Source organism: Pseudomonas sp. R15(2017), from assembly GCF_002112685.1.
In the GTDB taxonomy this organism is placed as follows: Bacteria; Pseudomonadota; Gammaproteobacteria; order Pseudomonadales; family Pseudomonadaceae; genus Aquipseudomonas; species Aquipseudomonas glycinae.
The window spans coordinates 69506-95230 of record NZ_NEII01000011.1 but is presented as its reverse complement, the minus strand read 5'-3'; the positions used below and the strand labels follow the sequence as shown (position 1 = coordinate 95230).

The following is a 25725-nucleotide window of genomic DNA, read 5'->3' as shown; positions in this document are numbered from 1 at the left end:
CCCACGCAGAGCGTGGGAACGATCACGCTGCATTACAGCGACCGCGCAATAATCTCCTTCATGATTTCATTGGTGCCGGCATAGATCCGCTGCACCCGCGCATCCGCCCAGGCCCGGGCCACCGGGTATTCCCACATGAAACCGTAGCCGCCATGCAGTTGCACGCACTCGTCGAGCACCTTGCATTGCAGGTCGGTGCCCCAATACTTGGCCATCGCCGCCGTCGGCACGTCGAGCTTGCCTTGCAAATGCAGCTCCAGGCAGCGATCGACGAACACCCGGCCGATCTGAATCTCGGTGGCCATTTCCGCCAGTTTGAAGCGGGTATTCTGGAAGTCGGCAATCGACTTGCCGAACGCCTTGCGCTCGCGGGTGTAATCCAGCGTCCATTGCAGCGCCGCCTCGGCTGAAGCCAGGCCGCCAATCGCCACGGTCAGACGTTCCTGCGGCAGTTCCTGCATCAGATAAGCAAACCCCGCCCCGGCCTGACCCAAGAGATTTTCCTTTGGCACGCGCACGTCCTGGAAGAACAATTCCGACGTGTCCTGAGCCTTCATTCCGACCTTCTCCAGGCGTTTGCCCTTGTCGAAGCCCGGCGTGTTCGCCTCCACCAGAAACAGGCTGGTACCCTTGGCACCGGCCTTGGGATCGGTCTTGGCCACGACGATCACCAGATCCGCCAGGAAGCCATTGGTGATAAAGGTTTTCGAACCGTTGATCACATATTCGTCGCCATCCAGTACCGCCGTGGTCTTGACCCCTTGCAGGTCGGAACCGGCGCCCGGCTCAGTCATTGCGATGGCCGTAACCATCTCGCCAGACACCAGTTTCGGCAAGTATTTCTGCTTCAGCGCCTCGCTGCCGTAATGCAGGATGTACGGCGCAACGATGTCCGAATGCAGCGAGAAACCGATGCCGGTCAGGCCCAGCCGCCCCACTTCCTCGATGACCACCGCACTGTAGAGAAAGTCCGCCCCCAGCCCGCCGTATTCCTCCGGCAGGTGCGAGCACAGCATCCCCGCCTCCCCCGCCTTGTTCCACAGTTTGCGGTCGATGTAGCCTTGTTTTTCCCATTGCCCATGGAACGGCACGGCCTCTTTTTCGAGGAATGTTCGTACGCTGTCGCGGAACAATTCGTGCTCGGAGCTGAACAGGGTTCTGGGAATCATGCGTCACCTTTTCTTTATTGTTGGAGGGGTCAGACCTTCAGAGACTAAGCCTCGCTTCCGATACAGGACACTGGACACATCCGACAAAAAATAAGACGATCCAGCCGTCTGGTGACCACTTTCCCTTATAAAAACAAAAGTTGAATTATGTCCAAGCAAGTCTCCACGCCCTTGCGGCGCGTCAGCATCCTGGCGATCGACCGGGTTTTCGCTTCCACCCTCATGCAAGCCAAGGATTTTTTCCATCTGGCCAGCCTGCGTTACGGCAAACAACTGGGCCATGGCCTGACTCCGGCGTTCGAAACCCGCCTGGTCAGCCCTGACGGCAAACCGGTGAACAGCTTCAGTGACGTGATCATGCCGGTGGACGGCGGCCTGGAAAACGCCGACGTCATCATCCTTCCAGCCTTCTGGGACGATTTCGATACGCTGTGTCGGCGTTATCCACAGATCCTGCCGTGGCTACGCGAACAACATGCCCGGGGCGCCGTGCTGTGCGGCGAGGCCACCGGCGTGTTCTGGCTGGCCGAGGCCGGGTTGCTCAACGGCAAGGAAGCGACCACCTACTGGCGCTTCTTCAACGCCTTCGCCGAGCGTTTCCCGCAGGTCTATCTCAATCAGGACAAGCACCTGACCGACGCCGACAACCTGTATTGCGCCGGCGGCACAACCTCGGCCTGCGATCTCTACATCTACCTGATCGAGCGCTTCTGCGGCGCCAACGTGGCTCAGGCTGTGGCCCGCGACATTCTCTATGAAGTCCAACGCAGCTACGCACCGGGACGCATCGGTTTCGGCGGCCAGAAACTGCATCAGGACGTGATCATCCTGCAGATCCAGCACTGGCTCGAAGAGCATTTCGCCGACAAGTTCCGCTTCGAAGACGTGGCCCGCGAGCACGGCATGAGCATCCGCAACTTCATGCGCCGCTTCCAGACCGCCACCGGCGACAAACCGCTGCACTACCTGCAACGGCTGCGCATCGAGACCGCCAAGGGTTTGCTCTCCGGCAGTCGCAAGAGCATCAAGACCATCAGCTACGAAGTCGGCTACGACGATGCGAGCTTCTTCGCACGCCTGTTCCGCCAGCACACCGAACTGTCGCCGAACCAGTACCGGCAGCAGTTCCAGCAAGCGGCCTGACGATTCGACCAGACACAAAAAAGGGCCTGCATCTGCAGGCCCTTTTTGTTTGCCGAATCCGCTTAAGGCTTGTGCGCCCGGGACAGGAATTCGTGCGATTGCATCTCCAGCAGACGGCTGAGGGTACGCTGGAACTCGAACGTCAGACGCCCGCCGGTGTACAGGTCTTTCAATTCGACTTCGGCAGAAATGATCAGTTTGACGTTACGGTCATAGAACTCGTCGACCATGTTGATGAAGCGTCGGGCGATGTCGTCGGTGGTGACGCTCATCTGCTCCACGCCACTGAGCAGCACGGCGTGGAAGATCTTGCCCAGCTCGATGTAGTCGTTCTGGCTGCGCGGGCCGTCGCACAGTTCGCGGAAATCGAACCAGGCCACGTCGTCGCAAGTACGCAGGGCACGGATTTCGCGGTTCTCGATGATCAGCACATCGTTTTCCACCGCCGCCGTGCATTCAGGCGTCAGCGCGCGGAAGCTCTTGCGCAGGCTTTCGTGGGCGGCTTCGTCCAGCGGATAGTGGAACAGCTCCGCTTGTTCGAGGTGGCGCAGACGGTAGTCGACGCCGCTGTCGACGTTGACGATCTCGGTGTTCTGCTTGATCAGCGCGATGGCCGGCAGGAAGCGCGCACGTTGCAGGCCGTCCTTGTACAGGCCGTCCGGCACGATGTTCGACGTGGCGACCAGGGTCACGCCGTTCTTGAACAGCTCTTCCATCAGCGTGCCGAGGATCATGGCATCGGTGATGTCGGAAACGAAAAATTCATCGAAGCAGATGACTCGCGATTCAGTCGCAAAACGCTTGGCGATGATGGTCAGCGGGTTTTTCTCGCCGCCGAGGGTTTTCATCTCTTCGTGCACGCGCTTCATGAAGCGGTGGAAGTGAGTGCGAGTCTTTTCCTTGAATGGCAGCGCTTCGAAGAAAGTGTCCACCAGGTAAGTCTTTCCGCGACCCACGCCGCCCCAGAAATACAGGCCCTTGACCGGCGTCTGATCCTTTTTGCCAAACAGCTTGCCCAGCAAACCCGGCTTGTTCTGCTCGGCCGCGATCAGATCGTCATACAGGCGTTGCAGATGACGCACGGCAGTTTCCTGCGCCGCATCATGGAAGAAGTCCGGGCGTTTCAGATCAGCTTGATATCGTTCTAGGGGCGTCATAATTCGTTAGCAAGGCAACAAAAACGGGCCGTCACTGTAGCGATGGCCCGTGGGAATGGCAATCGGCCCTTGGTCGGGCCGGCCCGTTGATTATTCCTGAACCGGTGTCAGAGCGATCCGCAAGGCCTCGACAGCCGCATCCCGCGCAGCCACGTCGGCGAACGCCGGGCTGTCGCCGACACACTCGCCTTCCAGCCAGACGCTGAAGCTCAGGTCTTCGCTGCGCACATCCAGCGCTTGACCCGATTGCAGTTGCTTGGTCACCTGACCGGCGGTTTTACCGTCGGCGAAGTTGCGCGACAGCAACAGTTGCTCGCCATCGGCCGCCAGCAGACGGAAGCGGAAGCTGCCGTCGTCTTCACGGAAGCTGACGAAACGTGCGGCTTTCGCGGCTTTCTTCTTGGTGGTCGCGGCCACCTGAACCTGATTGACGAACGAACGCAGGCCGACCGCTTCGCGCATCTCGTTGAGGAACGGCGTCGCCACCGCACGGGCCTTCTTGGCGCCGTGTTGCAGGATGTCTTCCAGATCTGCCGGACGCTCGATCAACTGGTGATAACGCTCGCGGGATTCGCCCAGCTCGTTGTCGAGCAACTGGAACAGACGGTTCTTCGCCTCGCCCCAACCCAGACCGCCCAGCAGCTCGCTGCGGAACTCGTCGGCCTGCGCCGGTGTGGCGAACGCCTGGAACAGGGTGAACAGGTGAGAGTTGTCCGGATCTTTCGCTTCGCCCGGCGCTTTGGAGTCGGTAACGATCCGCGAGATCGCGTCCTTCATGTCCTTGGCGCTGGTGAACAGCGGGATGGTGTTGTCGTAGCTCTTGGACATCTTGCGACCGTCCAGGCCCGGCAACGTGGCCACGCTCTCCTCGATCAGCGCTTCGGGCATGGTGAAGAACTCCTTGCCCTGGCCGAACAGGTGGTTGAAGCGCTGGCCAATGTCACGGGCCATTTCCACGTGCTGGATCTGATCGCGACCGACCGGCACCTTGTGCGCGTTGAACATCAGAATGTCCGCCGCCATCAGTACCGGATAGCTGTACAAACCCATGGTGATACCGGCATCCGGGTCTTCGCCGCTCTCGAGGTTCTTGTCCACCGAAGCCTTGTAAGCATGGGCGCGGTTGAGCAGGCCCTTGGCGGCCACGCAGGTCAGCAGCCAGGTCAGCTCGGGGATTTCCGGGATGTCGGACTGACGGTAGAAGGTCACTCGATCCACATCCAGGCCACCGGCCAGCCAGGTCGCGGCGATTTCCAGACGCGAGCGCTGGATGCGCAGCGGGTCATCGCACTTGATCAGGGCGTGATAGTCGGCCAGGAAGTAGAACGAATCGGCGTTGCTGTCGCGGCTGGCGAGAATCGCCGGGCGGATGGCGCCGGCGTAGTTGCCCAGGTGCGGGGTGCCGGTGGTGGTGATGCCGGTGAGGATGCGGGTACGGTTCGTCATGGGTAATCGCTTGTCAGACTGCAATCAATTCGAGAGACGCGGCAGGATCAGATCCTTGAGATCGGTCAGCTTGCCATGAAAAAAGTGTCCGCATTCTGCCACTTTCAGCAGCTCATGGGGGCGCGGGAGTTTTTCAGACCAGTCGTAGACCAGCTGCGGATCGATCACTTCATCGGTTTCCGGCTGGATCACCGTCAGCTCACCCTGCTGCGGCAATTGATCCTGATCACCCAGACGCATCACCGCCGGCGCGACCATGAACAGATGCTTGAGCGTGATGCCCCGAGATTCGAGACGACCGCCGAGACTTGCTGCAACAAATCCACCGAAGGAGAAACCGAACAGGGTCAGCGGCAGATCCGGGTGTTTTTCCAGCAGCCATGCAGCAGCGGCCTGGGCGTCATCGACTTCACCGGTGCCCATGTCATGGGAACCGTCGCTGGCACCGACGCCGCGATAGTTGAAGCGCAAGGTGATCAGGCCTGCGTCGCGCGCGGTGCGCTGCAGGGTCGAGACGACCTTGTTGAGCATGGTGCCGCCCTGCACCGGGTTCGGGTGGCAGATCAGCGCGATACCGCGAGGCTGCTCGTTGTCCAGATACAAAGACTCAAGTTGCCCCACAGGGCCATCAATCAATACAGGGGTTTCACGCATCAGCAAGGAAGGAACTCCGTGACCTCGAATCGGGTCGACTCGTCTAGCAAATTGTCTGTGCCAGTCTATTGCGAGTGAATCGCGGTATACAGCGCAGGTTCGAGCCGTTAACGTAAAGCAAAGCCGTTTATAGAGGAAGGACTCGTGGAACACTCGCTCTTAGTTTGGTTGTTACCGACTCTTGCCCTGGTTGTGGGTGTCGCCATTGGTTTCCTGATCGCTCGCGTTGCGCCGAACGCCGCGCCCAGCCGCACGCAGCGTCAACTGGACGATATTCAGGAACGTTTCGACAGTTATCAGAATGAAGTGGTGACCCACTTCAACAGCACCGCCAATCTGGTCAAGAAACTGACCCAGAGCTATCAGGAAGTGCAGGATCACCTCGCCGAGGGTGCCAACCGCCTGGCCCTGGACGAGCAGACTCGTCAACGCCTGCTGGCCTCGCTGCATTCCGAAGCAGCCCAGGCACCACGGGAACGCCTGACGCCACCACGGGATCAGGAGCCGCCGCGTGACTACGCGCCGAAGACCCCGAACTCGCCGGGCATGCTCGACGAGCATTACGGTCTGAAGAAGTAATCAGCCTTCGCGCCAACAAAAAGCCCCCGGACAATCACTTGTCCGGGGGCTTTTTTGTACCTGACGGTTACGGGTACTGCTGAACCGTGCCCGGTTGTTGCTGACCACCGTACTGCTGGCCAGGGATGGCTTTGAGGTTGACCTCGACACGGCGGTTCTGCGCCCGGCCGTTGACGTCACCGTTGCTGGCAATCGGATTATCCGGACCGGCACCGCGGGCGCTCAGGTTGGCACCGCTGACGCCTTGCGAAGTCAGGTAGGTGGCAACGCTCTGCGCACGACGCTGGGACAGGTCCATGTTGTGCTGACGGCTGCCGGTGCTGTCGGTGTAGCCGACGATTTCGATCTGGTTCTGGTTGAACTCCTTGAGGGAGTTGGCCAGGTTGTTCAGCGGCTGATAGAAGCTGGAAGCGATGTTCGCCGAATCGGTGGCGAAGGTGATGTTGCCCGGCATGATCAGCTTGATCTGATCGCCCTGACGCTGCACTTCAACCCCGGTGTTGGCCATGCTGGCGCGCAGTTTTTTCTCCTGCTGGTCGGCGTAGTAGCCGTAACCGGCGGCCGAGGCACCGACGACGGCCGCGCCGATCAGCGCGCCCTTGCCGCGGTTGTTGTGGTCGATGGCGGCACCGGCCAGCGCGCCGGCCAGTGCACCGAGGCCACCGTACTTGGCGGTTTTGCTCATGCCCTGGGAGCCACCGTCGGCCTGACCCTGGTTGTCATACGGGTTGGGCGAGGCGCAGCCGGACAAAACGGCCACGGCAGTAGCGACAATAATCAAACGACGCGTGGTGAACATGGAGTGCTCCTACTTTTGCATTCTGTGGTGCAGCGGCCATTGGCAACTGGCCCGTGCGGGCGTTGGATCATGACAATGCACAAAAATTCCGCCGGGCACCCGTGACAAAATGTTTAGACACGCACAAACGGGTTCTCACGCATTTCATCCCCCAGACGCGTATCCGGACCATGCCCGGCCACAACGGTCGCGTCTTCATCCAGGGTGTACAGCCGCTGCTTGATCGATCGCACGATGGTCGCCTGATCGCCGCCCCACAAATCCGTGCGCCCTACTCCGCGACGAAACAACGTGTCGCCAGCTATCAACAGCTTAGCCTCGGAAAACCAGAAGCTCATGGAACCTGGCGTATGCCCCGGCGTGTGCAGTGCCACGCCACAGCCGCAAGCCAGTTCTTCATCGTCGCTCAACCAGCGATCCGGCGACGGCACCGGCGTATAGGGCACACCGAACATCTGGCATTGCATCTCGAGGTTGTCCCACAAAAACTGGTCTTCCTTGTGCAAATGCAGGGTCGCGCCGGTTTTTTCCTTCATTTGCCCGGAGGCAAGGAAATGATCGAGGTGCGCGTGGGTGTGAATGATGCTGACGACTTTCAGGCCCAGCGCATCGAGGCGCGCCATGATCAGATCGGGATTGCCGCCCGGGTCGACGACGATGGCTTTTTTGGTGATCGGGTCGCCGATGATCGTGCAGTTGCACTGGAGCGGGCCGACGGGGAAGGTTTCGCGAATCAAGGCAGTTGTCACAGCGGTCATTGAATAGTCCCGAATCGATGAGCAGGCGCCGAAACGTACGCAGCGCGAGTCTTCAGAATTCTACGTCAACTGCCGATACAGGTCGCCGGGGCAGTATTCTGACGCCACTAATCAAAATAGTGGCCAAATGATGTCAATTTGAAAATTCTCGTGCAAAATCGCTTTCTTTGTAGCGGTCGCAATACGGAAAGGCCGCAGAGCATTCAGGAACCAATATGCCTACTCCAACCGGATATTCCTACACCACGTTCACGACGATGACCGGCAACAAGGCACTCGACAGCCTTCTGGCTGGTGACTACTGGACAGGGACGCTGTTTCACAAAAGCGGCACCCCGACCCTGCTGACCTATAGCTTCGTCACCACCAACAACTCCTATTTCGCTCGCGACTACAGCCCTAATAATGAGTATCTGAACGGGTTCACCCTGTCCACGGCTCAGGAAAATGCGGTGACCAGCGCTCTGAGCATGTGGAGCTCCGTTGCCAATCTCCAGTTCACTCGTGTGCAGGAATCCATCTCCAGCGTAGGCGACCTGCGTTTTGGCGGTTATCTGGGCATGGACTCAAAATATGCGGCATGGGCATACTTCCCGGATGAAACCCCGGTAGCAGGCGATGTCTGGATAGGCCCGCAGACCAACGATCCGTCCCCGGTCAAAGGTTCATACGACTATCTGACTTTTGTGCATGAGATCGGCCATGCCCTGGGCCTCAAGCATCCGTTTGAAGCCAGCAGCGATAACCGCACCATCCTCACCCCGGCCCTGGACGATGTCCGGTACACGGTGATGAGCTACAACGACTCCTACTCCTACCAGCCGACCACTCCGATGCTGCTGGACATTCTGGCGATCCAGAAACTGTACGGTGCCAATACCCAATATCAGTCAGGCAACAACTTTTACAACTGGGCTCCAGACCAATCGGTTTTCGAAACCATCTGGGATACCGGCGGCGTCGATGCTATCGACGGCAGCAACCAGCTTCAGGCCGTACGTATCAACCTGAACGAAGGCGCATTCAGCCAGATCGGTAAGGCATTCCTGCAAACCGATACCATGACTTCGTTCAACGAAGGGCTGGCCATTGCCTACGGCACCAAAATCGAAAACGCCTACGGTTCGGCGTTCAATGACACCCTCATCGGCAATGACCTGAGCAACCTGCTCGACGGCATGGCAGGTGCCGACACGATGGACGGCGGCGCAGGCAACGACATCTATGTCGTCGACAACATCGGTGACGTGGTGATCGAGAACGGTACCTCGGCATCGGAAATCGACTCGGTGTACGCATCCATCAGCTACACCCTGACCAACAATGTCGAGAATCTGACTCTGCAAGGCAGCGCCGACCTCAATGGTACCGGCAACGCGCTTAACAACCAGATCTTCGGCAACTCGGGCAACAACATCCTTGATGGCGGCGCGGGTGCAGACATTCTGGTGGGCGGTACCGGCAACGACACCTACATCGTCGACAACGCCGGTGATGTCATCTTCGAAACCAGCACTCTGGCGAGCGAGATCGACAGTGTCCTGGCCTCGGTTTCCTACGTGCTGAGTGCCAATATTGAAAACATCACGCTGACCGGTACCGGCAACACCTTCGCGGTCGGCAACAGCCTGAACAACGTGCTGACCGGCAACGATGGCAACAACGTCCTCGACGGCGGCGCCGGCCTCGACACCATGATCGGTGGCAGAGGCAACGATACCTACAGCCTCGACCAGTTCGGCGAACTGGCACTGGTGCAGGAACTGGCCAATGAAGGTACCGACACCCTGTCCATCACTTTCAATGCCACGCCGCAGACCAGCACCATTGACTTGAATCAGAGCAATCTGAACAACATGGAGAATGTCGCAGTGCTGGGGGCCGGCGTGTTCAACGTGCTTGGCAACAGCCTCGACAACACTCTCATCGGTAATGGCGACAGCAACCTGCTCAACGGTGGCACCGGTGCCGACACCATGATTGGCGGCGCCGGCAACGATATCTATGTGGTGGACAACGTCGGCGACGTAATCATCGAAACCAGCACCCTGGCTTCGGAAATCGACTCAGTGTACTCGACGGTCAGTTACACCCTGGGCGCCAACGTTGAGTACCTCACCCTGCAGGGCAACGCCAACATCAATGGTACCGGCAACAGCCTGGCCAACCTGATCACCGGCAACTCCGGCGACAACATCCTCGATGGCGGCGTCGGTGGCGGCGACGTTCTGGTCGGTGGTGCCGGCAACGACACCTACATCGTCGACAGCATCAATGATGCAATCTTCGAAACCAGCACCGTGGTCGGCGAGATCGACACCGTTCAGTCCTCCGTGGACTGGACACTGGGCGCCAATCTCGAAAATCTTGTGCTCACCGGCATGGGCAACACGTCGGGTAACGGCAACGAGCAGGACAACGTGATCACCGGTAACGCCGGCAACAACATCGTCAATGGCGGCGCCGGGGCCGATACCATGAACGGTGGCGCCGGTAACGACATCTATGTGGTCGACAACATCGGCGACGTGGTCATCGAGAACGGTACCTCGGCATCGGAAATCGACTATGTGTATGCGTCGATCGACTACACCCTGACCAACAATGTCGAAAACCTGGTCCTGCAAGGCAACGCCAACCTCAATGGTACCGGCAACGCGCTGAACAACCAGATCACCGGCAACGCGGGCAACAACGTCCTCGACGGCGGTGCCGGGGCCGACATCATGATTGGCGGGACCGGCAACGACACCTACATCGTCGACAACGCCGGTGATGTCGTCGTCGAAACCAGCACCCTGGTGTCGGAAATCGACACCGTTCTCTCGTCGATCAGCTACACCCTGGGTGCCAATGTCGAGTACCTCACCCTGCAGGGCACCGCCAACATCAACGGTACCGGCAACAACCTGGGCAACCTGATTACCGGCAACTCCGGCGACAATATCCTCGACGGCGGCGTCGGCGGCGGCGACGTTCTGGTCGGCGGGGCCGGCAACGACACCTACATCGTCGACAGCATCAATGATGCAATCTTCGAAACCAGCACCGTGGTCGGCGAGATCGACACCGTCCAGTCATCCGTGGACTGGACGTTGGGCGCCAACCTCGAAAATCTCGTGCTCACCGGCACCGGCAACACTTCGGGCACCGGCAACGAGCGGGACAACATGATCACCGGTAACGCCGGCAACAACGTCATCAACGGCGGCGCCGGCGCCGACACCATGAACGGTGGTGCCGGCAATGACATCTATGTGGTCGACAACGTCGGTGACGTGGTCATCGAGAACGGCACTTCGGCATCGGAAATCGATTATGTGTACGCGTCGATCAACTACACCCTGACCAATAATGTCGAAAACCTGATCCTGCAAAGCAGCGCCAACCTCAACGGTACCGGCAACGCACTGAACAACCAGATCACCGGCAACTCGGGCAACAACGTCCTCGACGGCGGTGCCGGGGCCGACATCCTGATTGGCGGGACAGGCAACGACACCTACATCGTCGACAACGCCGGGGATGTCGTCGTCGAAACCAGCACCCTGGCGAGCGAGATCGACAGTGTCCTGGCCTCGGTTTCCTATGTGCTGGGCGCCAACATTGAAAACATCACGCTGACCGGTACCGGCAACACCTTCGCGGTCGGCAACAGCCTGAACAACGTGCTGACCGGCAACGATGGCAACAACGTTCTTGACGGCGGCGCCGGCCTCGACACCATGATCGGTGGCAAGGGCAACGATACCTACAGCCTCGACCAGTTCGACGAACTGGCACTGGTGCAGGAACTGGCCAATGAAGGTACCGACACCCTGTCCATCACCTTCAATGCCACGGCGCAGACTAATACCATTGACCTGAATCAGAGCAATCTGAACAACATGGAGAACGTCGCAGTGCTGGGGGCCGGCGTATTCACCGTGCTTGGCAACAGCCTCGACAACACCCTGATCGGCAACGCCGACAGCAACCTCCTCAACGGCGGCACCGGAGCCGACACAATGGTTGGCGGCGCCGGCAACGATATCTATGTGGTGGACAACGTCGGTGACGTGATCATCGAAACCAGCACCCTGGCTTCGGAAATCGACTCGGTCTACTCGACAGTCAGTTACACCCTGGGCGCCAACGTCGAGTACCTCACCCTGCAGGGCACCGCCAACATCAACGGTACCGGCAACAGCCTGGCCAACCTGATTACCGGCAACTCCGGCGACAATATCCTCGACGGCGGCGTCGGCGGCGGCGACGTTCTGGTCGGCGGGGCCGGCAACGACACCTACATCGTCGACAGCATCAATGATGCAATCTTCGAAACCAGCACCGTGGTCGGCGAGATCGACACCGTTCAGTCCTCCGTGGACTGGACACTGGGCGCCAATCTCGAAAATCTCGTGCTCACCGGCATGGGCAACACGTCGGGTAACGGCAACGAGCTGAACAACGTGATCACCGGTAACGCCGGCAACAACATCATCAATGGCGGCGCCGGCGCCGACACCATGAACGGTGGTGCCGGCAACGACATCTATGTGGTGGACAACGTCGGTGACGTGGTCATCGAGAACGGCACTTCGGCATCGGAAATCGATTATGTGTACGCGTCGGTCGATTACACCCTGACCAACAATGTCGAAAACCTGATCCTGCAAGGCAGCGCCAACTTGCACGGTACCGGCAACGCACTGAACAACCAGATCACCGGCAACTCGGGCAACAACGTCCTCGACGGCGGTGCCGGGGCCGACATCCTCACGGGTGGCGCGGGGGCCGACACGTTCGTGTTTGCGGCGGTCAATCAAATGGGCATCGGAGCCAACCGTGACGTCATCACTGACTTCAACAGCCTGCAGGGAGACAAGATCGACCTGACTCAGTTTGATGCCAACTTGCTGACTGCCGGTTTCAACGGGTTCAGCTTTATCGGTGCTGCCGATTTCACCGGAGCAGGTCAACTGCGCTTCATCGACCACGTACTATCGGGCAACGTCAGTGGCAACGCTGGTGCAGACTTTGAAATCCAGCTGGTGGGCGTAAACGACTTCAACACCAACGATCTGGTCGCCTGATACAACGTTTTCCCCCGGCCCGCTCGCGGGTCATACAACAAAAACGCCTCGATTGATTCGGGGCGTTTTTGTTTGCCTTGATCGAGCCCGAAGTCTCAGCTCAAAACTCCGAGTTCTTTGGCCCGCGCCACCGCCTGTGTCCGGCGCTCCACTCCCAGCTTGCTGTTGATATGGCTGGCATGGGTTTTAACCGTGTGCAGCGAGATGAACAACTGATCGCTGATTTCCTGATTCGAGCAACCCCGAGCAATCAACCGCAAAACGGCGAGCTCTCGACTGCTGAGCTGTTCAGTGACGGCCGACTCCGCAGTCGAGCGAGCCGGCGTCTGGGGAAAATGCTCGAGCAATTGCTGACCGACAGGTGTCGGTGCGGTCAGAGACAATTGCCCCCGCAGCCAGTCCGCATGTTCTTTGACCAGCGCATCGAAGGGTTGCAGGACCCCGCCGGCCGCCGCTTCCAGCGCCTGACTCAACGCCTTGCGGGCTTCGGGTTCGCGCCCATCCGCCAGCAGCAACGCCACTTTTTGCGTCAACGCCATCACGCTGAGCAGCTGTCGTCCGGTTTGCTGGCCGTTCTCCAGCAGCACGTTCAGCCGACCCTCAGCAAGCATCGGCTGCCCCTGAATGACATCCAGCAGCGCCTGCTGCAATTCGACATGCAACGGCAGCTGCGGATGAAACTCCGGCGGAGCCGCCGCGCGTTCGCCGGTGTAGGTCTGGCCCAGTCGCGCCAGCCAGGCTTCGGCCAGGTCAATCCGCCCCTGCGCCAGCCACAACTCGCATTTGACCAGAGTAATCATCGCCAGATAGTAGATCGGTGGCACATCCCAGATGTGCATCAGACGCTCGGCTTCTGCCAGTTCGGCGAAAGCCCGGGCGTAATCACCGCTGTTGCCGTCCAGGCGGGCGATCACGCAGTGACCGATCAGCACGCTGATGTCGCGACAGGCCCGCGCTTCAGTCAGGCCTGCCTGCAATCGCACCCTTGCCGCCTGCGGCTGCAACCGCATGGCCAGCAGAAAACCCTCGTACAGCGTCAGTCGCGCACGCACGGCGTACAACCGCTGTACGGACAAGCCGCGCAAGCGCTCCAGCCCTTGGCGCACTTCATCGAGCGCGCGCAGGATTTCGCCCCGTGCCTGCAGGACGCGGGCACGATCGTAATGCGCCAGCGCCTCGAACAATGGATTGCCGACCCGCTGCGCCAGTTCAAGCGACTCGCGGTTCAGGCCCCGTGCACGCCACAGATCACCGTCGGCGATCGCGAGGTTGGACAAGGTCGACAGGCACATCAGGCGCTGGCCGTAGCGCTTGGCCGGCAGGCTTTCCAGTGCCTCGCTGCAATATTCGATGGTCTGCTCGCGATGGCCCCGCCCACGGGCGATGATGCCCTTGAGCGCCAGCCATTGGGCCAACATCGATTTCTGTGCAGTGGCAGAAGGTGCCGGCAGAAACCGGCTCAGGTGACTGGCGAGTTCTTCGGCCGCGTCGAGCTGACAGGCCAGTCCCAACGCCCAGCTGTACAACACGATCAGGCGCGGGGTGCTGATCAGCAGGCTGTCAGGCAAGTCCATTTTCCAGCGCAGCAGCATGCCGACGTTCTGCTCGGCCAGCAGTTGTTCTTCGGACAGGTTCTGTACCAGATTCGCCGCAACGTCCAGATGCCCTGCACGCAATGCCTGTTCCACCGCTTCATCCAGCAGGCCCTGGGCATTGAACCAGCGGCAAGCGCGCAGGTGCAGCGTGGCCGCCGGTACCAGCGCCCCGGCGACGGGACGACTGCGCAGCAAATCCGAAAACAGATGGTGATAACGATACCAGTGCCCGTGCTCGTCCAACGGCACGAGGAATACCTGATGTGCCAGCAGAAAACGCAGGATCTCGGCACTGTCATGGGATTCGCGCACCGCGTCGCACAGCTCGCTGCAAAAGCGCTCCTGCGGTGCGGTGTCATAAAGGAACGCCTGCACCACGGCGGGCAGGCAGTCGATGACTTCCTCCAGCAGGTATTCACGGATCAGCCCTTCCCCGCCGCTCAACGCTTGAGGCAAGGCCGATTCGGTGCCGGCTTCAGAAATCGCCAGCAGCCAGAATCGCAACCCGGCCACCCAGCCTTCGCTGCGCTGGATCAGGTTTTCCAGCGCCTCGCCACGCAGTGAGCTGCTGTGACGATCGAGCAGTGCCAGGGCTTCATCGTGGGTCAGGCGCAGATCCTGTTCGTGCAGTTCCAGCAACTGGCGCGACAGGCGCAGACGGGCCAGGTGCCAGTCCGGGCGCTGCCGACTGGTGACCATGACCAGCAGACCATCGGGCAAATGGTTGAGGAAAAACTGCAGGCAACGATCAAGCACCGGCCCTTGCGCGAGGTGGTAATCGTCGAGCACGAGCAGCAACGGCGAGGTCGGTAGCAGGTGCAGAGCCAGTTCATCGAGCAAGCCGTCGAGCCATTCCTCGAAGGCGAATGGCTGATGACGCTGGCGCATTTTCAATAAACCGAGTGCGCGGCTGCCGAGTTCGGGAAAGTAGTCTTGCAGACCCTCGAGCAAGCGCTCGAGGAAGCGTCCCGGATCACTGTCGCGAGCGCTCAGGCCCAGCCACAGACTTTGCCAGTGCGCCGGCAAACTCTGGCAGAACTCCACCGCCAGCGAACTCTTGCCAAAACCGGCCGGAGCGCTGACCAGCAACAGGCGCCCTCCGAGCCCCGCACTCAGGCGCTCGCACAAACGGGGTCGCAGCACGTAGCCATCGGGTAGCGGCGGGCGAAAAAAACGCCCGTCCAGTGCCGCGACGGCAACGCTTGCGGGACCCGGAAGTGGGGACAGATCAGTCATGGCCGGCTCTTGTTCGTATGGCTGTTGGCGGCGTAGCAGATGTCCGCAGACTAGCCTTAAACGGAGCGGTTATGAAGGTCGTTGCTACAAATGGCTACAAAAAGCCTACGGAAAAATTGATAGCAAAAAAAACGCCCCGAACCAGTCGGGGCGTTTTCACGAGGATGCGGCCTCGGTTTACAGCAGCTTAGCGAACACCGTCCTGACGCAGGGCGGCCGGGGTGAAGTCGCTGGTGGTGGCGGTGAAGCCGAAGTCATACGCCGACTTCTCTTCGTTCTTCATGCCCAGCGCCAGATAACGACCGGATTGCAGATCGTAGAGGGTTTCCAGGGCATACCACGGCACTTGCTTGTCGTAGTAGTTCTCGGCGTGCGCTTCGGCGACGCGCCACAGTTGGCCACGACCGTCGTAGTGGTCGATGACAGCGGCTTGCCAGGTGTCTTCGTCGATGAAGAAGTCACGCTTGGCGTAGATGTGACGCTGACCTTCCTTCAGGGTCGCGGTCACGTGCCAGACGCGACGCAGTTCATAACGCGCCAGATCCTGGTTGATGTGCCCGGCCTTGATGATGTCGGTGTACTTGAGTTTCGGATCGTCGAGCTTGTAGCTGTCGGAGGCGATGTACATCTCCTGCTTGCCGACCAGTTTCCAGTCGTAGCGATCCGGTGCGCCGTTGAACATGTCCAGGTTGTCGGAGGTACGCAGGCCGTCCGCCGCGGTACCCGGGCCGTCATAGGACACTTGCGGTGCGCGGCGCACACGACGCTGACCGGCGTTGTAGACCCACGCCGAACGCGGTTCCTTCACCTGGTCGAGGGTTTCGTGCACCAGCAGCACGCCACCGGCCAGACGTGCCGGCGCGGTCACTTTCTGCTTGAAGTAGAACAGGATGTTGCCCGGGTTCGCCGGATCGTAATCCTTCATCTTGTCGCGGAACACGAACTGGTCCTGGAAGTACACCAGGCTGAACGAGCCGTTCGGTTGCGGCGTGGCCTGGGTCACCAGACGCGTCACGCTGCCGCCGCGATAGCGGGTGATGTGGTTCCAGATCACTTCCACACCGGTTTTCGGAATCGGAAACGGCACGGCGGTATCGAAGTTTTCCAGACCGTTACCGCCCGACACCAGGGTCGTGGTGGTGGCGTTCTTCTTGATGGCTGCGAACACCGCATCCGGCACGGTGGCACCGCGATGGGACGGATAGACCGGCATCTTGAAGGTGTCAGGATAGCGCTGGAACATCGCGTATTGGCCCGGCGCGAGCTTGGCCTTGTACTGATCGACGTTCTGCTTGGTGATGGTGAACAGCGGTTTCTCACTGGCGTACGGATCGGACAGGAAACCTTTGCTGTCGACGGTGCCGGCATTTTTCGGCATCGGTTTCCAGGCCGGGATCGAGCCGTCGGCGTTACCGGCCATTTCGGCGCCCATCGGGGTCAGGCTCTTGCCCAGCTTGTCCGCTTCGGCGGCAGGCACCGCCGCCATGACGCCGGTCGCCAGCAGCGACAGGCTCAGAACACCGGCGTGGAACAGACTCTTTGTTATTTTCATAAATTCGTTCGTCCTGAAATGCAGTGCTTAGAAGTTCACGCCGAGGCTGAGCGCCACGAAATCGCGGTCATCCACGGTGGTGTACTTGCCGTCGAAGAAGTTGGTGTACGCCAGGCTCGCGGTGTAGGTGTTCTGATACTCGGCATCGACGCCCAGACTGACGGCCTTGCGACCTTCCTCGAAGTTGCCGCCAGGGCCTGGCGAGTAGCCGCTGACGTCGTGGGACCAGGCCACGTTCGGCTTGAGGTTCACACCGGCGAAGACATCGTTGTATTCCCAGATCGCACGGCCGCGGTAGCCCCAGGACATCGACGTGGTGAAACCGTCGTTGTCGCAATTGCGGCTGCGGTTGTTCTGCGGCGAACCTGGTCCGGCACCGTTGATGGTGCCGTTGTTGAGGATGTTGACGCAGGTGTTGGTGGTACCGGTGGCTGGCAGCTCGCCCGGGCCATAGACCGGATCGCGGCCATAGCGCTTGTCGGATCGGCTTTCGAGGCCGCCCACGTAAGTCATGCCCACTTCACCCACCAGGGTCAGACGGCTGGCGCCCATGACCTGATCGAAGAAGTGCGTGAAGGTGGTTTGCAGTTGAGTGATTTCCTTGCGCTCGTAGCCATGCAGATCCTGGCCCGGCACGCCATTGAGCAGCGATGCGTTGGCGTAAGGGCCACCCAGCGGACGCACACCGGCGAACAGGATGTCGGTGGAGTTAAGTTGCACGGGTGCATTCGGGCGATAGCTGATCTCACCGCTCCACGCCGTACCGGTAGGCAAGGTGGTGGAGAAGCTCAGACCGTAGAGGCGGATGTCTTCAGGGTACTCGACGAAGTACTTCGAATTGCCCGCGACCAGCAGCGGCCCGAGTGCCTGAAACGGACCTGGCAATGCGGCTACGCCGTTGTACACCGATTGCGGCGCGCCAGTGGCACTGAAGATCGGCGCACGGCTGTGGTAATTCATGAAGTAGGCACCGAATTCGGTGTCCAGCGGTTCGAACATGTACTTGAGGGACGCGCCCCACTGGCCGCTGTCGCGCGCATCGCGATCGGCGCCGCGCGGCACCAGCACGCCTTCTTCATTGACGTTGACACCGTTGGCCGCCAATGGCCCCAGGGCAATGGCCGGGATCTGCGAGCGCTTGTTGAGTACGCGCAAGTTGTCGGTGCAGCCGTCGGCAATAATGTCCGGCTGGGAGAAGAACGTGCCGCAGTTGTCGACGACGGTCTGGTCCCATTCCAGCTGATAGAAGGCTTCGGCCGACAGGTTGTCGGTCAGGCTCTGGGACACGTAGAACATGTTGACCGGGATCAGGCCTTCCTTGATCTCGGCGCCTGGGCGACGGAACGCGGAAACGTCGATCGGGTTGATCGAGTTGATGCCGCCACCGATGAAGGTACTTTCACCCCAGCTCACCACCTGTTTGCCCAGACGCACGGAGCCCGGCTGATCGGCGATCGCGTAGTTGTGGTAGACGAAGGCATCGAGGATCTGGCCGCCGGCGGACTTGGCGCCTTCCTTGCGGTTGCTGTCGCTGATGTCCTTGAACTCGCGGCTCTCGTCCTTCAGTTCGAAGTCGTACCAGTACTTGCCACGGACGAACACGCCGGTGTCGCCGTATTTCAGTTCAAGGTCATGGATGCCCTTGAAGATCTTCGAGAAGGTTTCGCCGCTCTTGAAGTTGGCGTGGCCGTCGTCGGAAGTCTGGGACAGACCGTGACCGCCATTGTTGACGCCGATGAGGTTCTTGTTCGGGCTCTGGGTGGACCAACTGGCACCGATCGACAGGGAGGAGTCGAACTGGCCTTCGATTTCACCGACGTTGAAACTGACGCCGAATGCGGGCCCGGCGAGCGAAGAAGCAAGACTGACGGCCAGAGGCAGCTTTGCCCGGCGCCAGAACTGGTTTACTGAGGTCATCGACGCTACTCCATGTGCATTATTGTTATGGCAGTGAGTACTTTTAAGAACGCCTGAAGGACCGGGTGCCAGAGGCTTCCCGAAATCGCTTCAATGTTGCATCGCCCCGTTTGTGCGTGTGCCCCGTTCTTAAAAATCCTTGAGCGGACTATAGCCAGCAGGTGGTACTGCTTGATCCCTCTAAAGTGTGATTTGCAGCTGCCGGCCACTCTGGAACAGTCCTTTCGCCAGTCCGACACATGTCGGCACGGCAAGGATGGCTGAAAATTCGGATTTCACAAGCCAAGCGCTTGCTTGGTGGGTCTGGCGCGCCGTTTTCGGCGCGCCAGCGGACGCTCAAAGCGTCGAGAGGAAGGTGCTGTTGTTGGCCTGCCATTCGGTGATGTCGAGGCGGATGCGCTTCTTGTCGAGCTTGCCGACACTGGTCTTGGGAATTTCAGTAACAAGCGCGATCTGACTCGGAATCGCCCACTTGCTCAAGTGCCCCAGTTCTACGAACGGCTTGAGGTGTTCCTTGAGCTCGCGCGCCCCGATAACGTGCCCTTCGCGCACCACCAGCAAGGCAAACGGGCGCTCGCCCCACTGCGGATCGGCGATCCCCACCACTGCTACTTCACGTACCGCGACGTGCCGGCTGATCAGGTCTTCGAGGTCCAGCGAAGAGATCCACTCGCCGCCGGTCTTGATCACGTCCTTGATCCGGTCGCGGATGTCGATCACGCCCATGCTGTCCAGCGTGGCGACGTCGCCGGTGTGCAGCCAGCCGCCGGCCCACAGCTCGGCGCCCTTCTGCGGTTCGTTGAAGTAACCTTCGGTCAGCCACGGTGCGCGCAGCACCAGTTCGCCCTGGGTCTCGCCGTCCGCCGGGAGGAAATTGCCCTCGGTGTCGACGATGGCTGCTTCGACCAATGGCCCCGGCACGCCGGCCTTGATCCGGTAAGTGGTGCGCTCGTCTTCGGTGCCTGCCATCAATTCGTCGTTCAGATGCGCGCACGAAACCAGTGGCCCGGTTTCCGACATGCCGTAAGCGGCCGTCAGTTGAATGCCCTTGCTTTTGGCTGTTTCATACAGTGTTCGATTGAGGGCACTGCCGCCGATGACGATTTTCCAGCCGCCGAAATCGGTGCCCTGCGCGCCTTTGGCATTGAGCACCATCTGCAGGATGGTCGGCACGCAATGTGAAAACGTGACCTTTTCCTTGCGCCACAGCTCGACCAGGAATTCCGGGTCGTAACGCCCCGGATAAACCTGCTTGAGCCCGAGCATGGTCGCCACGTACGGCAAGCCCCACGCATGCACATGGAACATCGGGGTGATCGGCATGTACACGTCGTTGGTGCCCAGCAGCCGCACACTGTCGATGGCGCCCATGATGGTCGACACGCCCATGGTGTGCAGCACCAGTTGCCGATGGGTGAAATACACACCTTTCGGATTGCCGGTGGTGCCCGTGGTGTAGAACGTGGTGGCGACCGAGTTCTCGTCGAAATCCTGGAAGTCGTACTGGGGACTGGCGGCCGCCAGCAATTGCTCGTATTCGCCGACCAGATTCGGCAGATCGGCGGTTTTTTCCGCAAGATCGGTCAGCAGCAGGGTTTTCTCCACCGTGGTCAGGTGCGGCGCGATGGCCTGATACAGCCCGACGAACTCGCTGTTGACCAGCACGAAGCGGTCCTCGGCGTGGTTCATGGTGTAGAGGATCTGTTCCGGCGACAGACGCACGTTGATGGTGTGAATCACCGCGCCGATCATCGGGATCGCAAACATGCACTCCAGGTAGCGATGGCTGTCCCAGTCCATTACCGCCACGGTGTCACCCGCCTTTACGCCGGCCGCCGTCAGCACGTTGGCCAGCCGCGCAACACGCTCGATCAGGGTCGGGTAGCTGTAACGCAGCTGGTCACGGTAGATGATCTCGCGGGTTTTCTCGTAACGGGCGCCCGACATCAGCAGCCGTTTAATCAGCAGTGGATACTGGTACGCCCCTTCGGCGGGCGGAATAACGCGAGTCTGCAACATAAGAATCCCTTTTCTGACTGCACGGTGTTGGCGTTGGAGTTTCGTACTCTAGAACCGTTATACGTCAGCCAAATCAGCCAAAGGAATGATTTGCAGAGCCGTACAAATGCTAGCTTTGCGCCAGCATTTGCCGGAATCCGTTACGTTACCGCAGGGTCAATGCATTTCGGTGAACGCGAGTTTCACGCCGATGGCGATCAGCACCGCGCCCATGGTGCGGTCGAACCAGTGGCCCATACGGGCGAAACCGGCGCGCACGCGCTGCTGGCTGAACAACATTGCCACCAGGCAGAACCAGGTCGCGGTCGCGACGGCGAGATAGATGCCGTAACCGGCCTGGACTGCCAGCGGGGTGTGCGGGTTGATCACCACGGTGAACAGCGACAGGAAGAACAGCGTGGCTTTCGGATTCAGGCCGTTGGTCACGAAACCCGAGGTGAAGGCGCCACGGGCGGTGCGCTCACCGGCCTCTTTATGCAGATCATCGGTCACGGTTTTTGCCGGTTGCGCGCGCAAGGCCTTGAAGCCGATGTACAGCAGGTACGCGGCCGCCGCCCATTTCAGGGCGTTGAACAGCACGATCGATTGGGAAACGATCAGGCCGATCCCCAGCAACGAATAACCGACGTGCAGGAAAATCGCCGTGCCCACGCCCAACGCCGTCCAGGTTCCGGCACGACGCCCGTGAGTCACGCTTTCGCGCACCACCACGGCGAAATCAGGACCGGGACTGGCGACGGCCAGCAGGTGGATCAGGGCAACGGTCAAGAATTCGGTCCAGTACATGGGGGCTCCTTTCGGCCAAGCGTAACGAGTTGTTTCATCTGGTAGGCTCGGCAGATTACGCCTTCCCTTCAAAGCACGACAGGTACAGTTGATGACGAACGCCCACCGCGCCGTATTCCTCGATCACCCTTCGCTGGATCTTGGCGATCTCGATCTGAGCCCTTTGCGTGACTGCTTCAGCGATCTGCAACTGTTCGCCCAGACGTTGCCTGCGCAGGTTGCCGAACGCCTGCAAGGTGCGACCGTGGCGATCAGCAACAAGGTCCTGATCGACGCCGCCGCCATGGCCGCCAACCCACAGCTGAAGCTGATCCTGATCACCGCCACCGGCACCAACAACGTCGATCTGGCCGCCGCCCGCGCCCACGGCATCACCGTGTGCAACTGTCAGGGATACGGCACGCCGTCGGTGGCGCAGCACACGATCATGCTGTTGCTCAACCTCGCCACGCGTCTGGCCGATTATCAAAAAGCCGTCAGCCAAGGCCGCTGGCAGCAAGCAAAACAGTTCTGCCTGCTGGATTACCCGATCGTCGAGCTGGAAGGCAAAACCCTTGGCTTGCTCGGTCATGGCGAACTCGGCGGCGCGGTCGCGCGACTGGCCGAAGCCTTCGGCATGCGCGTGTTGCTGGGGCAGATTCCGGGGCGCCCGGCCCGTCCGGATCGCCTGCCACTGGAAGAATTGCTGCCGCAAATCGACGCCCTCACCCTGCACTGCCCGCTCAACGAACACACCCGGCACTTCATCGGCGCCCGCGAACTCGCTTCGATGAAACCCGGCGCCTTCGTGGTCAACACCGCCCGTGGCGGGTTGATCGATGAACAGGCCCTGGCCGATGCTCTGCGCAGTGGTCATCTCGGCGGCGCGGCCACCGATGTGTTGAGCGTCGAACCACCGACCAACGGCAATCCGCTGCTGGCCGCCGACATCCCGCGCCTGATCGTCACCCCGCATAACGCCTGGGGCAGTCGCGAAGCGCGGCAGCGAATCGTCGGCCAACTGGTGGAAAACACCCGGGCGTTCTACAGCGGTAAGGCGCTGCGGGTCGTCAGTTGATAAACTGCGGCACTTTTTTTCACAGGAGCAGTTATGGATCCGCGCAGTGAAGTACTGCTTCGTCAGGCCGAGTTATTCCAGGGTTCGGTGTTGTTGGCCGGTTTGCCTGCCGATGATCTTTTGGGGCGCCTGCCCGAGGCGTTTGGCTGGTGCTGGCATGCCGGCGATCAGGCTGCGCTCGAAGCGCGCTTCGAAGGGCGTAGCCATTTTGGCGTGAACGTGCCGGAGCGCGAATTCACCAATGCCGTGGTGTTCCTGCCCAAGGCCAAGGACCTGACCGATTACATCCTCAATGCCGTGGCTTCGCGCTTGGCCGGGCGTGAGGTGTATCTGGTCGGGGAGAAACGCAGCGGTATCGAAGGCGCCTCCAAACAGCTCAACCCGTTCGGCAAACCGCGCAAGCTCGACAGCGCACGACACTGTCAGCTGTGGCAAGTGACGGTGGCCAACGCACCTGAAGCCAAACCGCTGGAAAGCCTGGCGCAAACCTACGAACTGCCGCTGGCCGAAGGCCCGTTGACAGTCATCAGCCTGCCGGGCGTGTTCAGCCATGGCCGACTGGATCGCGGCAGCGCCCTGCTGCTGGAACACCTGGACAAACTGCCGAGCGGTCATTTGCTGGACTTCGGTTGCGGTGCCGGCGTGCTTGGCGCGGCGGTCAAGCGTCGTTACCCGCACAATCAGGTCACGTTGCTCGACGTTGATGCCTTCGCTGCCGCCAGCAGCCGGCTGACCCTGGCCGCCAATGGTCTGGAAGCCGAGGTGCTGACCGGTGACGGCATCGACGCCGCGCCGATGGGTTTGAACGCGATTCTGAGCAATCCACCGTTCCATGTCGGCGTCCACACCGATTATTTCGCCACCGAGAATTTGCTGCGAAAAGCGGCCAAACATCTGAAAAACGGCGGCGAACTTCGTCTGGTTGCCAACAGCTTCCTGAAATACCAGCCGCTGATCGAGGAGCATCTCGGAGTCTGCGCGATCAAGGCCGAAGGCAATGGTTTCCGGATTTACCGGGCCAAGCGCGGCTGAAAATTAGCACTTGCCGAATGGATTGCGCCTAGGCAGAATCCGCTCCGTCCTAGGGGAGTAGTCTCCCACGAGCGCCAAGCTCGTCCGGCATACGTCAACATACTTGATCCTCAGATCATGGCGTATGCGACCCAAGCGTCCGCACCAGACGGATCGCAGGGTTTGACAAGACCTATGACACGCACACCTTACCCGGGGCGGGAAGGCTGTACGTGTCATAGCCGTGTCGACCCGCCCCTTAGGAAATCCTGATGCTGGACTCGTTACTCGTTCCCACCGCAATCGTTGCCTTGGCCGAAATCGGCGACAAGACGCAACTGCTCGCGCTGATTCTCGCCGCTCGCTTCCGCAAACCCTGGCCGATCATCGCCGGTATCGTGGCTGCGACCCTGGCCAACCACGCGGCAGCCGGTGCGGTCGGCGCCTGGTTCGGCAGCTTCTTCTCCGATTCCGTCCTGCACTGGATTCTCGCCGCAAGTTTCGCCGCCACCGCCCTGTGGACGCTGGTGCCGGACAAGATGGATGACGATGAAGCCAGCACCGCCCGCAAGTTCGGGCCATTCCTGACCACGCTGATTGCGTTCTTCCTCGCGGAAATCGGTGACAAGACCCAGATCGCTACCGTGATGCTGGCGGCGCAATACCCGGAGCTGTGGCTGGTGATCATCGGCACCACGGCGGGCATGCTGATCGCCAACGTGCCGGTGGTACTGGCGGGTAATTTTGCAGCGGAGAAACTGCCACTGACCCTGATCCGTCGACTGGCCGCCTCGGCGTTCCTGATCCTGGCAATCGTCGCGGTCTACAAGGCAATGCAGAGCAGCGGCTGGGTTTGATCCGGCAGATCGCTCCCCCACTCAGTGTGGGAGCGATCATGGTTTCAGGACTTGGGCGCTTTCTCGTAAAGCGGCATGACCTTCGGAATCGCCGCCTGCAACGCAGCCGTGCGGCTGCTGGAAGACGGGTGAGTGCTCATGAACTCCGGCGGCGCGCCTTCAGAGGCCTTGCTCATCTTGTTCCACAGGGTAATGGCGGCATTCGGGTTGTACCCGGCACGCGCGGCCAGTTCCAGACCGATCAGGTCGGCCTCGTTCTCGTTGGCGCGGCTGTTGGGCAGCGTCATGCCGTAGTTGGCCACGGTGTCGGCCAGCGCCAGGCTGTCCTGACCCAGGCCGAGCAACGCACCGGCGCCCTGCTTGGCCATTTCGATGCCATAAGCCTTGGACATGGCTTCACGACCATGCTCGCGCAGGGCGTGGGCGATTTCATGGCCCATGACCGCGGCGATTTCATCGTCGGTGAGTTTCAGGCTGTCGATCAGACCGGTGTAGAAAATGATCTTGCCGCCAGGCCCGCAGTTGGCGTTGAGCTCGTCGCTCTTGATCAGGTTCACTTCCCACTGCCATTGCGCCGCATCCGGACGGAAGTTCGGCGCCTGAGCGATCAAGCGGTTGGCAATCGCCTGAACACGTTTGGCATCGTTGCTGGTCTTGTCCAGCACGCCTTTGCTGGACGCTTCGCCCACGGTCTTCTGATAGGACTGGGCATACATCTGGTCGACCTCTTGCGAGGACAGCATGCTGAACATGTACTGCTTGCGCTCGACGCCCACGGCACCGCCGCTGGTGGTGTTGACCGACTGACAACCGGCCAGCAACAGCGCTGCGCTCAGTGCACTTACAACCAATGTCTTGTTCATTCAAAAGCTCCCTGAAAACCTGCCGCGTATCCTAGGCGGGTAATGGTATCGA

Annotated in this window: 18 protein-coding genes and 1 riboswitch; of the genes, 6 read left to right on the top strand and 12 right to left on the bottom strand. The window is 60.3% G+C overall.

Going from position 1 to position 25725, the window contains the following annotated elements:
- Positions 1 to 32: 32 nt before the first annotated feature.
- Positions 33 to 1169, bottom strand: a complete 1137-nt coding sequence (locus tag CAF77_RS21915) for an acyl-CoA dehydrogenase family protein (protein ID WP_007956797.1) — start codon at positions 1167 to 1169, stop codon at positions 33 to 35.
- A gap of 246 nt (positions 1170 to 1415) precedes the next feature.
- On the opposite strand from CAF77_RS21915, the gene CAF77_RS21910 reads away from it, so the two are divergent.
- A complete protein-coding gene (locus CAF77_RS21910) occupies positions 1416 to 2312 on the top strand; it encodes a GlxA family transcriptional regulator (RefSeq protein WP_170928984.1) in 897 nt (298 codons plus the stop codon).
- A gap of 62 nt (positions 2313 to 2374) precedes the next feature.
- On the opposite strand, the gene zapE is transcribed toward CAF77_RS21910, so the two are convergent.
- The 3 genes from zapE to CAF77_RS21895 all read right to left on the bottom strand — a co-directional run bounded on the left by zapE (position 2375) and on the right by CAF77_RS21895 (position 5569).
- A complete protein-coding gene (gene zapE / locus CAF77_RS21905; protein ID WP_011335877.1) occupies positions 2375 to 3469 on the bottom strand; it encodes a cell division protein ZapE in 1095 nt (364 codons plus the stop codon).
- 90 nt (positions 3470 to 3559) lie between these two features.
- The gene (locus CAF77_RS21900; RefSeq protein WP_085655281.1) at positions 3560 to 4915 is read right to left on the bottom strand and encodes a tryptophan--tRNA ligase; all 1356 of its coding nucleotides are present in this window, start codon (positions 4913 to 4915) and stop codon (positions 3560 to 3562) included.
- A 24-nt stretch (positions 4916 to 4939) separates the two neighbouring features.
- Complete coding sequence (locus tag CAF77_RS21895) at positions 4940 to 5569, bottom strand: alpha/beta hydrolase (protein WP_064384163.1); 630 nt, start codon at positions 5567 to 5569, stop codon at positions 4940 to 4942.
- A gap of 144 nt (positions 5570 to 5713) precedes the next feature.
- On the opposite strand from CAF77_RS21895, the gene CAF77_RS21890 reads away from it, so the two are divergent.
- On the top strand, positions 5714 to 6148 hold the full coding sequence (locus CAF77_RS21890) for a YhcB family protein (protein WP_039766275.1): 435 nt from the start codon (positions 5714 to 5716) through the stop codon (positions 6146 to 6148).
- Positions 6149 to 6215: 67 nt separating this feature from the next.
- Here the strand turns inward: CAF77_RS21890 and CAF77_RS21885 are convergent, their stop codons facing one another.
- Together CAF77_RS21885 and CAF77_RS21880 are read right to left on the bottom strand one after the other, a co-directional pair.
- Entirely contained in the window at positions 6216 to 6947 is a 732-nt protein-coding gene (locus tag CAF77_RS21885; RefSeq protein ID WP_007956806.1) for an OmpA family lipoprotein, read from the bottom strand.
- 113 nt (positions 6948 to 7060) lie between these two features.
- Positions 7061 to 7705, bottom strand: coding sequence for an MBL fold metallo-hydrolase (locus CAF77_RS21880; protein WP_064383974.1), 645 nt, complete (start codon positions 7703 to 7705; stop codon positions 7061 to 7063).
- Positions 7706 to 7920: 215 nt separating this feature from the next.
- Between CAF77_RS21880 and CAF77_RS21875 the strand changes: the two genes are divergently transcribed.
- Positions 7921 to 12780, top strand: a complete 4860-nt coding sequence (locus tag CAF77_RS21875) for a M10 family metallopeptidase (RefSeq protein WP_085655280.1) — start codon at positions 7921 to 7923, stop codon at positions 12778 to 12780.
- Between the two features lie 95 nt (positions 12781 to 12875).
- Here CAF77_RS21875 and CAF77_RS21870 read toward each other — a convergent pair whose 3' ends face one another.
- The 5 genes from CAF77_RS21870 to CAF77_RS21850 all read right to left on the bottom strand — a co-directional run bounded on the left by CAF77_RS21870 (position 12876) and on the right by CAF77_RS21850 (position 21885).
- Positions 12876 to 15611 carry a LuxR C-terminal-related transcriptional regulator gene (locus CAF77_RS21870; protein ID WP_064383976.1) on the bottom strand — a complete coding sequence of 912 codons (2736 nt, stop codon included), beginning with the start codon at positions 15609 to 15611 and terminating at the stop codon, positions 12876 to 12878.
- A gap of 187 nt (positions 15612 to 15798) precedes the next feature.
- A complete protein-coding gene (locus tag CAF77_RS21865; RefSeq protein ID WP_039766281.1) occupies positions 15799 to 17163 on the bottom strand; it encodes a DUF1329 domain-containing protein in 1365 nt (454 codons plus the stop codon).
- Positions 17164 to 17190: 27 nt separating this feature from the next.
- Positions 17191 to 19080, bottom strand: coding sequence for a DUF1302 domain-containing protein (locus CAF77_RS21860; protein ID WP_064383978.1), 1890 nt, complete (start codon positions 19078 to 19080; stop codon positions 17191 to 17193).
- A gap of 336 nt (positions 19081 to 19416) precedes the next feature.
- Positions 19417 to 21099, bottom strand: coding sequence for a fatty acid--CoA ligase (locus tag CAF77_RS21855; RefSeq protein WP_085655279.1), 1683 nt, complete (start codon positions 21097 to 21099; stop codon positions 19417 to 19419).
- A 156-nt stretch (positions 21100 to 21255) separates the two neighbouring features.
- Positions 21256 to 21885: a LysE family translocator gene (locus tag CAF77_RS21850; RefSeq protein ID WP_085655278.1), complete on the bottom strand. Its 630-nt coding sequence runs from the start codon at positions 21883 to 21885 to the stop codon at positions 21256 to 21258.
- A gap of 91 nt (positions 21886 to 21976) precedes the next feature.
- On the opposite strand from CAF77_RS21850, the gene CAF77_RS21845 reads away from it, so the two are divergent.
- From CAF77_RS21845 to CAF77_RS21835, 3 genes are all read left to right on the top strand, one after another.
- Positions 21977 to 22942, top strand: a complete 966-nt coding sequence (locus CAF77_RS21845) for a 2-hydroxyacid dehydrogenase (protein ID WP_085655277.1) — start codon at positions 21977 to 21979, stop codon at positions 22940 to 22942.
- A 33-nt stretch (positions 22943 to 22975) separates the two neighbouring features.
- On the top strand, positions 22976 to 23974 hold the full coding sequence (locus CAF77_RS21840; protein ID WP_064383982.1) for a class I SAM-dependent methyltransferase: 999 nt from the start codon (positions 22976 to 22978) through the stop codon (positions 23972 to 23974).
- A gap of 40 nt (positions 23975 to 24014) precedes the next feature.
- Positions 24015 to 24137, top strand: a riboswitch (yybP-ykoY riboswitch).
- An 88-nt stretch (positions 24138 to 24225) separates the two neighbouring features.
- On the top strand, positions 24226 to 24810 hold the full coding sequence (locus CAF77_RS21835) for a TMEM165/GDT1 family protein (protein WP_007956837.1): 585 nt from the start codon (positions 24226 to 24228) through the stop codon (positions 24808 to 24810).
- 44 nt (positions 24811 to 24854) lie between these two features.
- Here CAF77_RS21835 and CAF77_RS21830 read toward each other — a convergent pair whose 3' ends face one another.
- Entirely contained in the window at positions 24855 to 25673 is an 819-nt protein-coding gene (locus CAF77_RS21830) for a M48 family metallopeptidase (RefSeq protein WP_011335892.1), read from the bottom strand.
- Positions 25674 to 25725 lie beyond the last annotated feature (52 nt).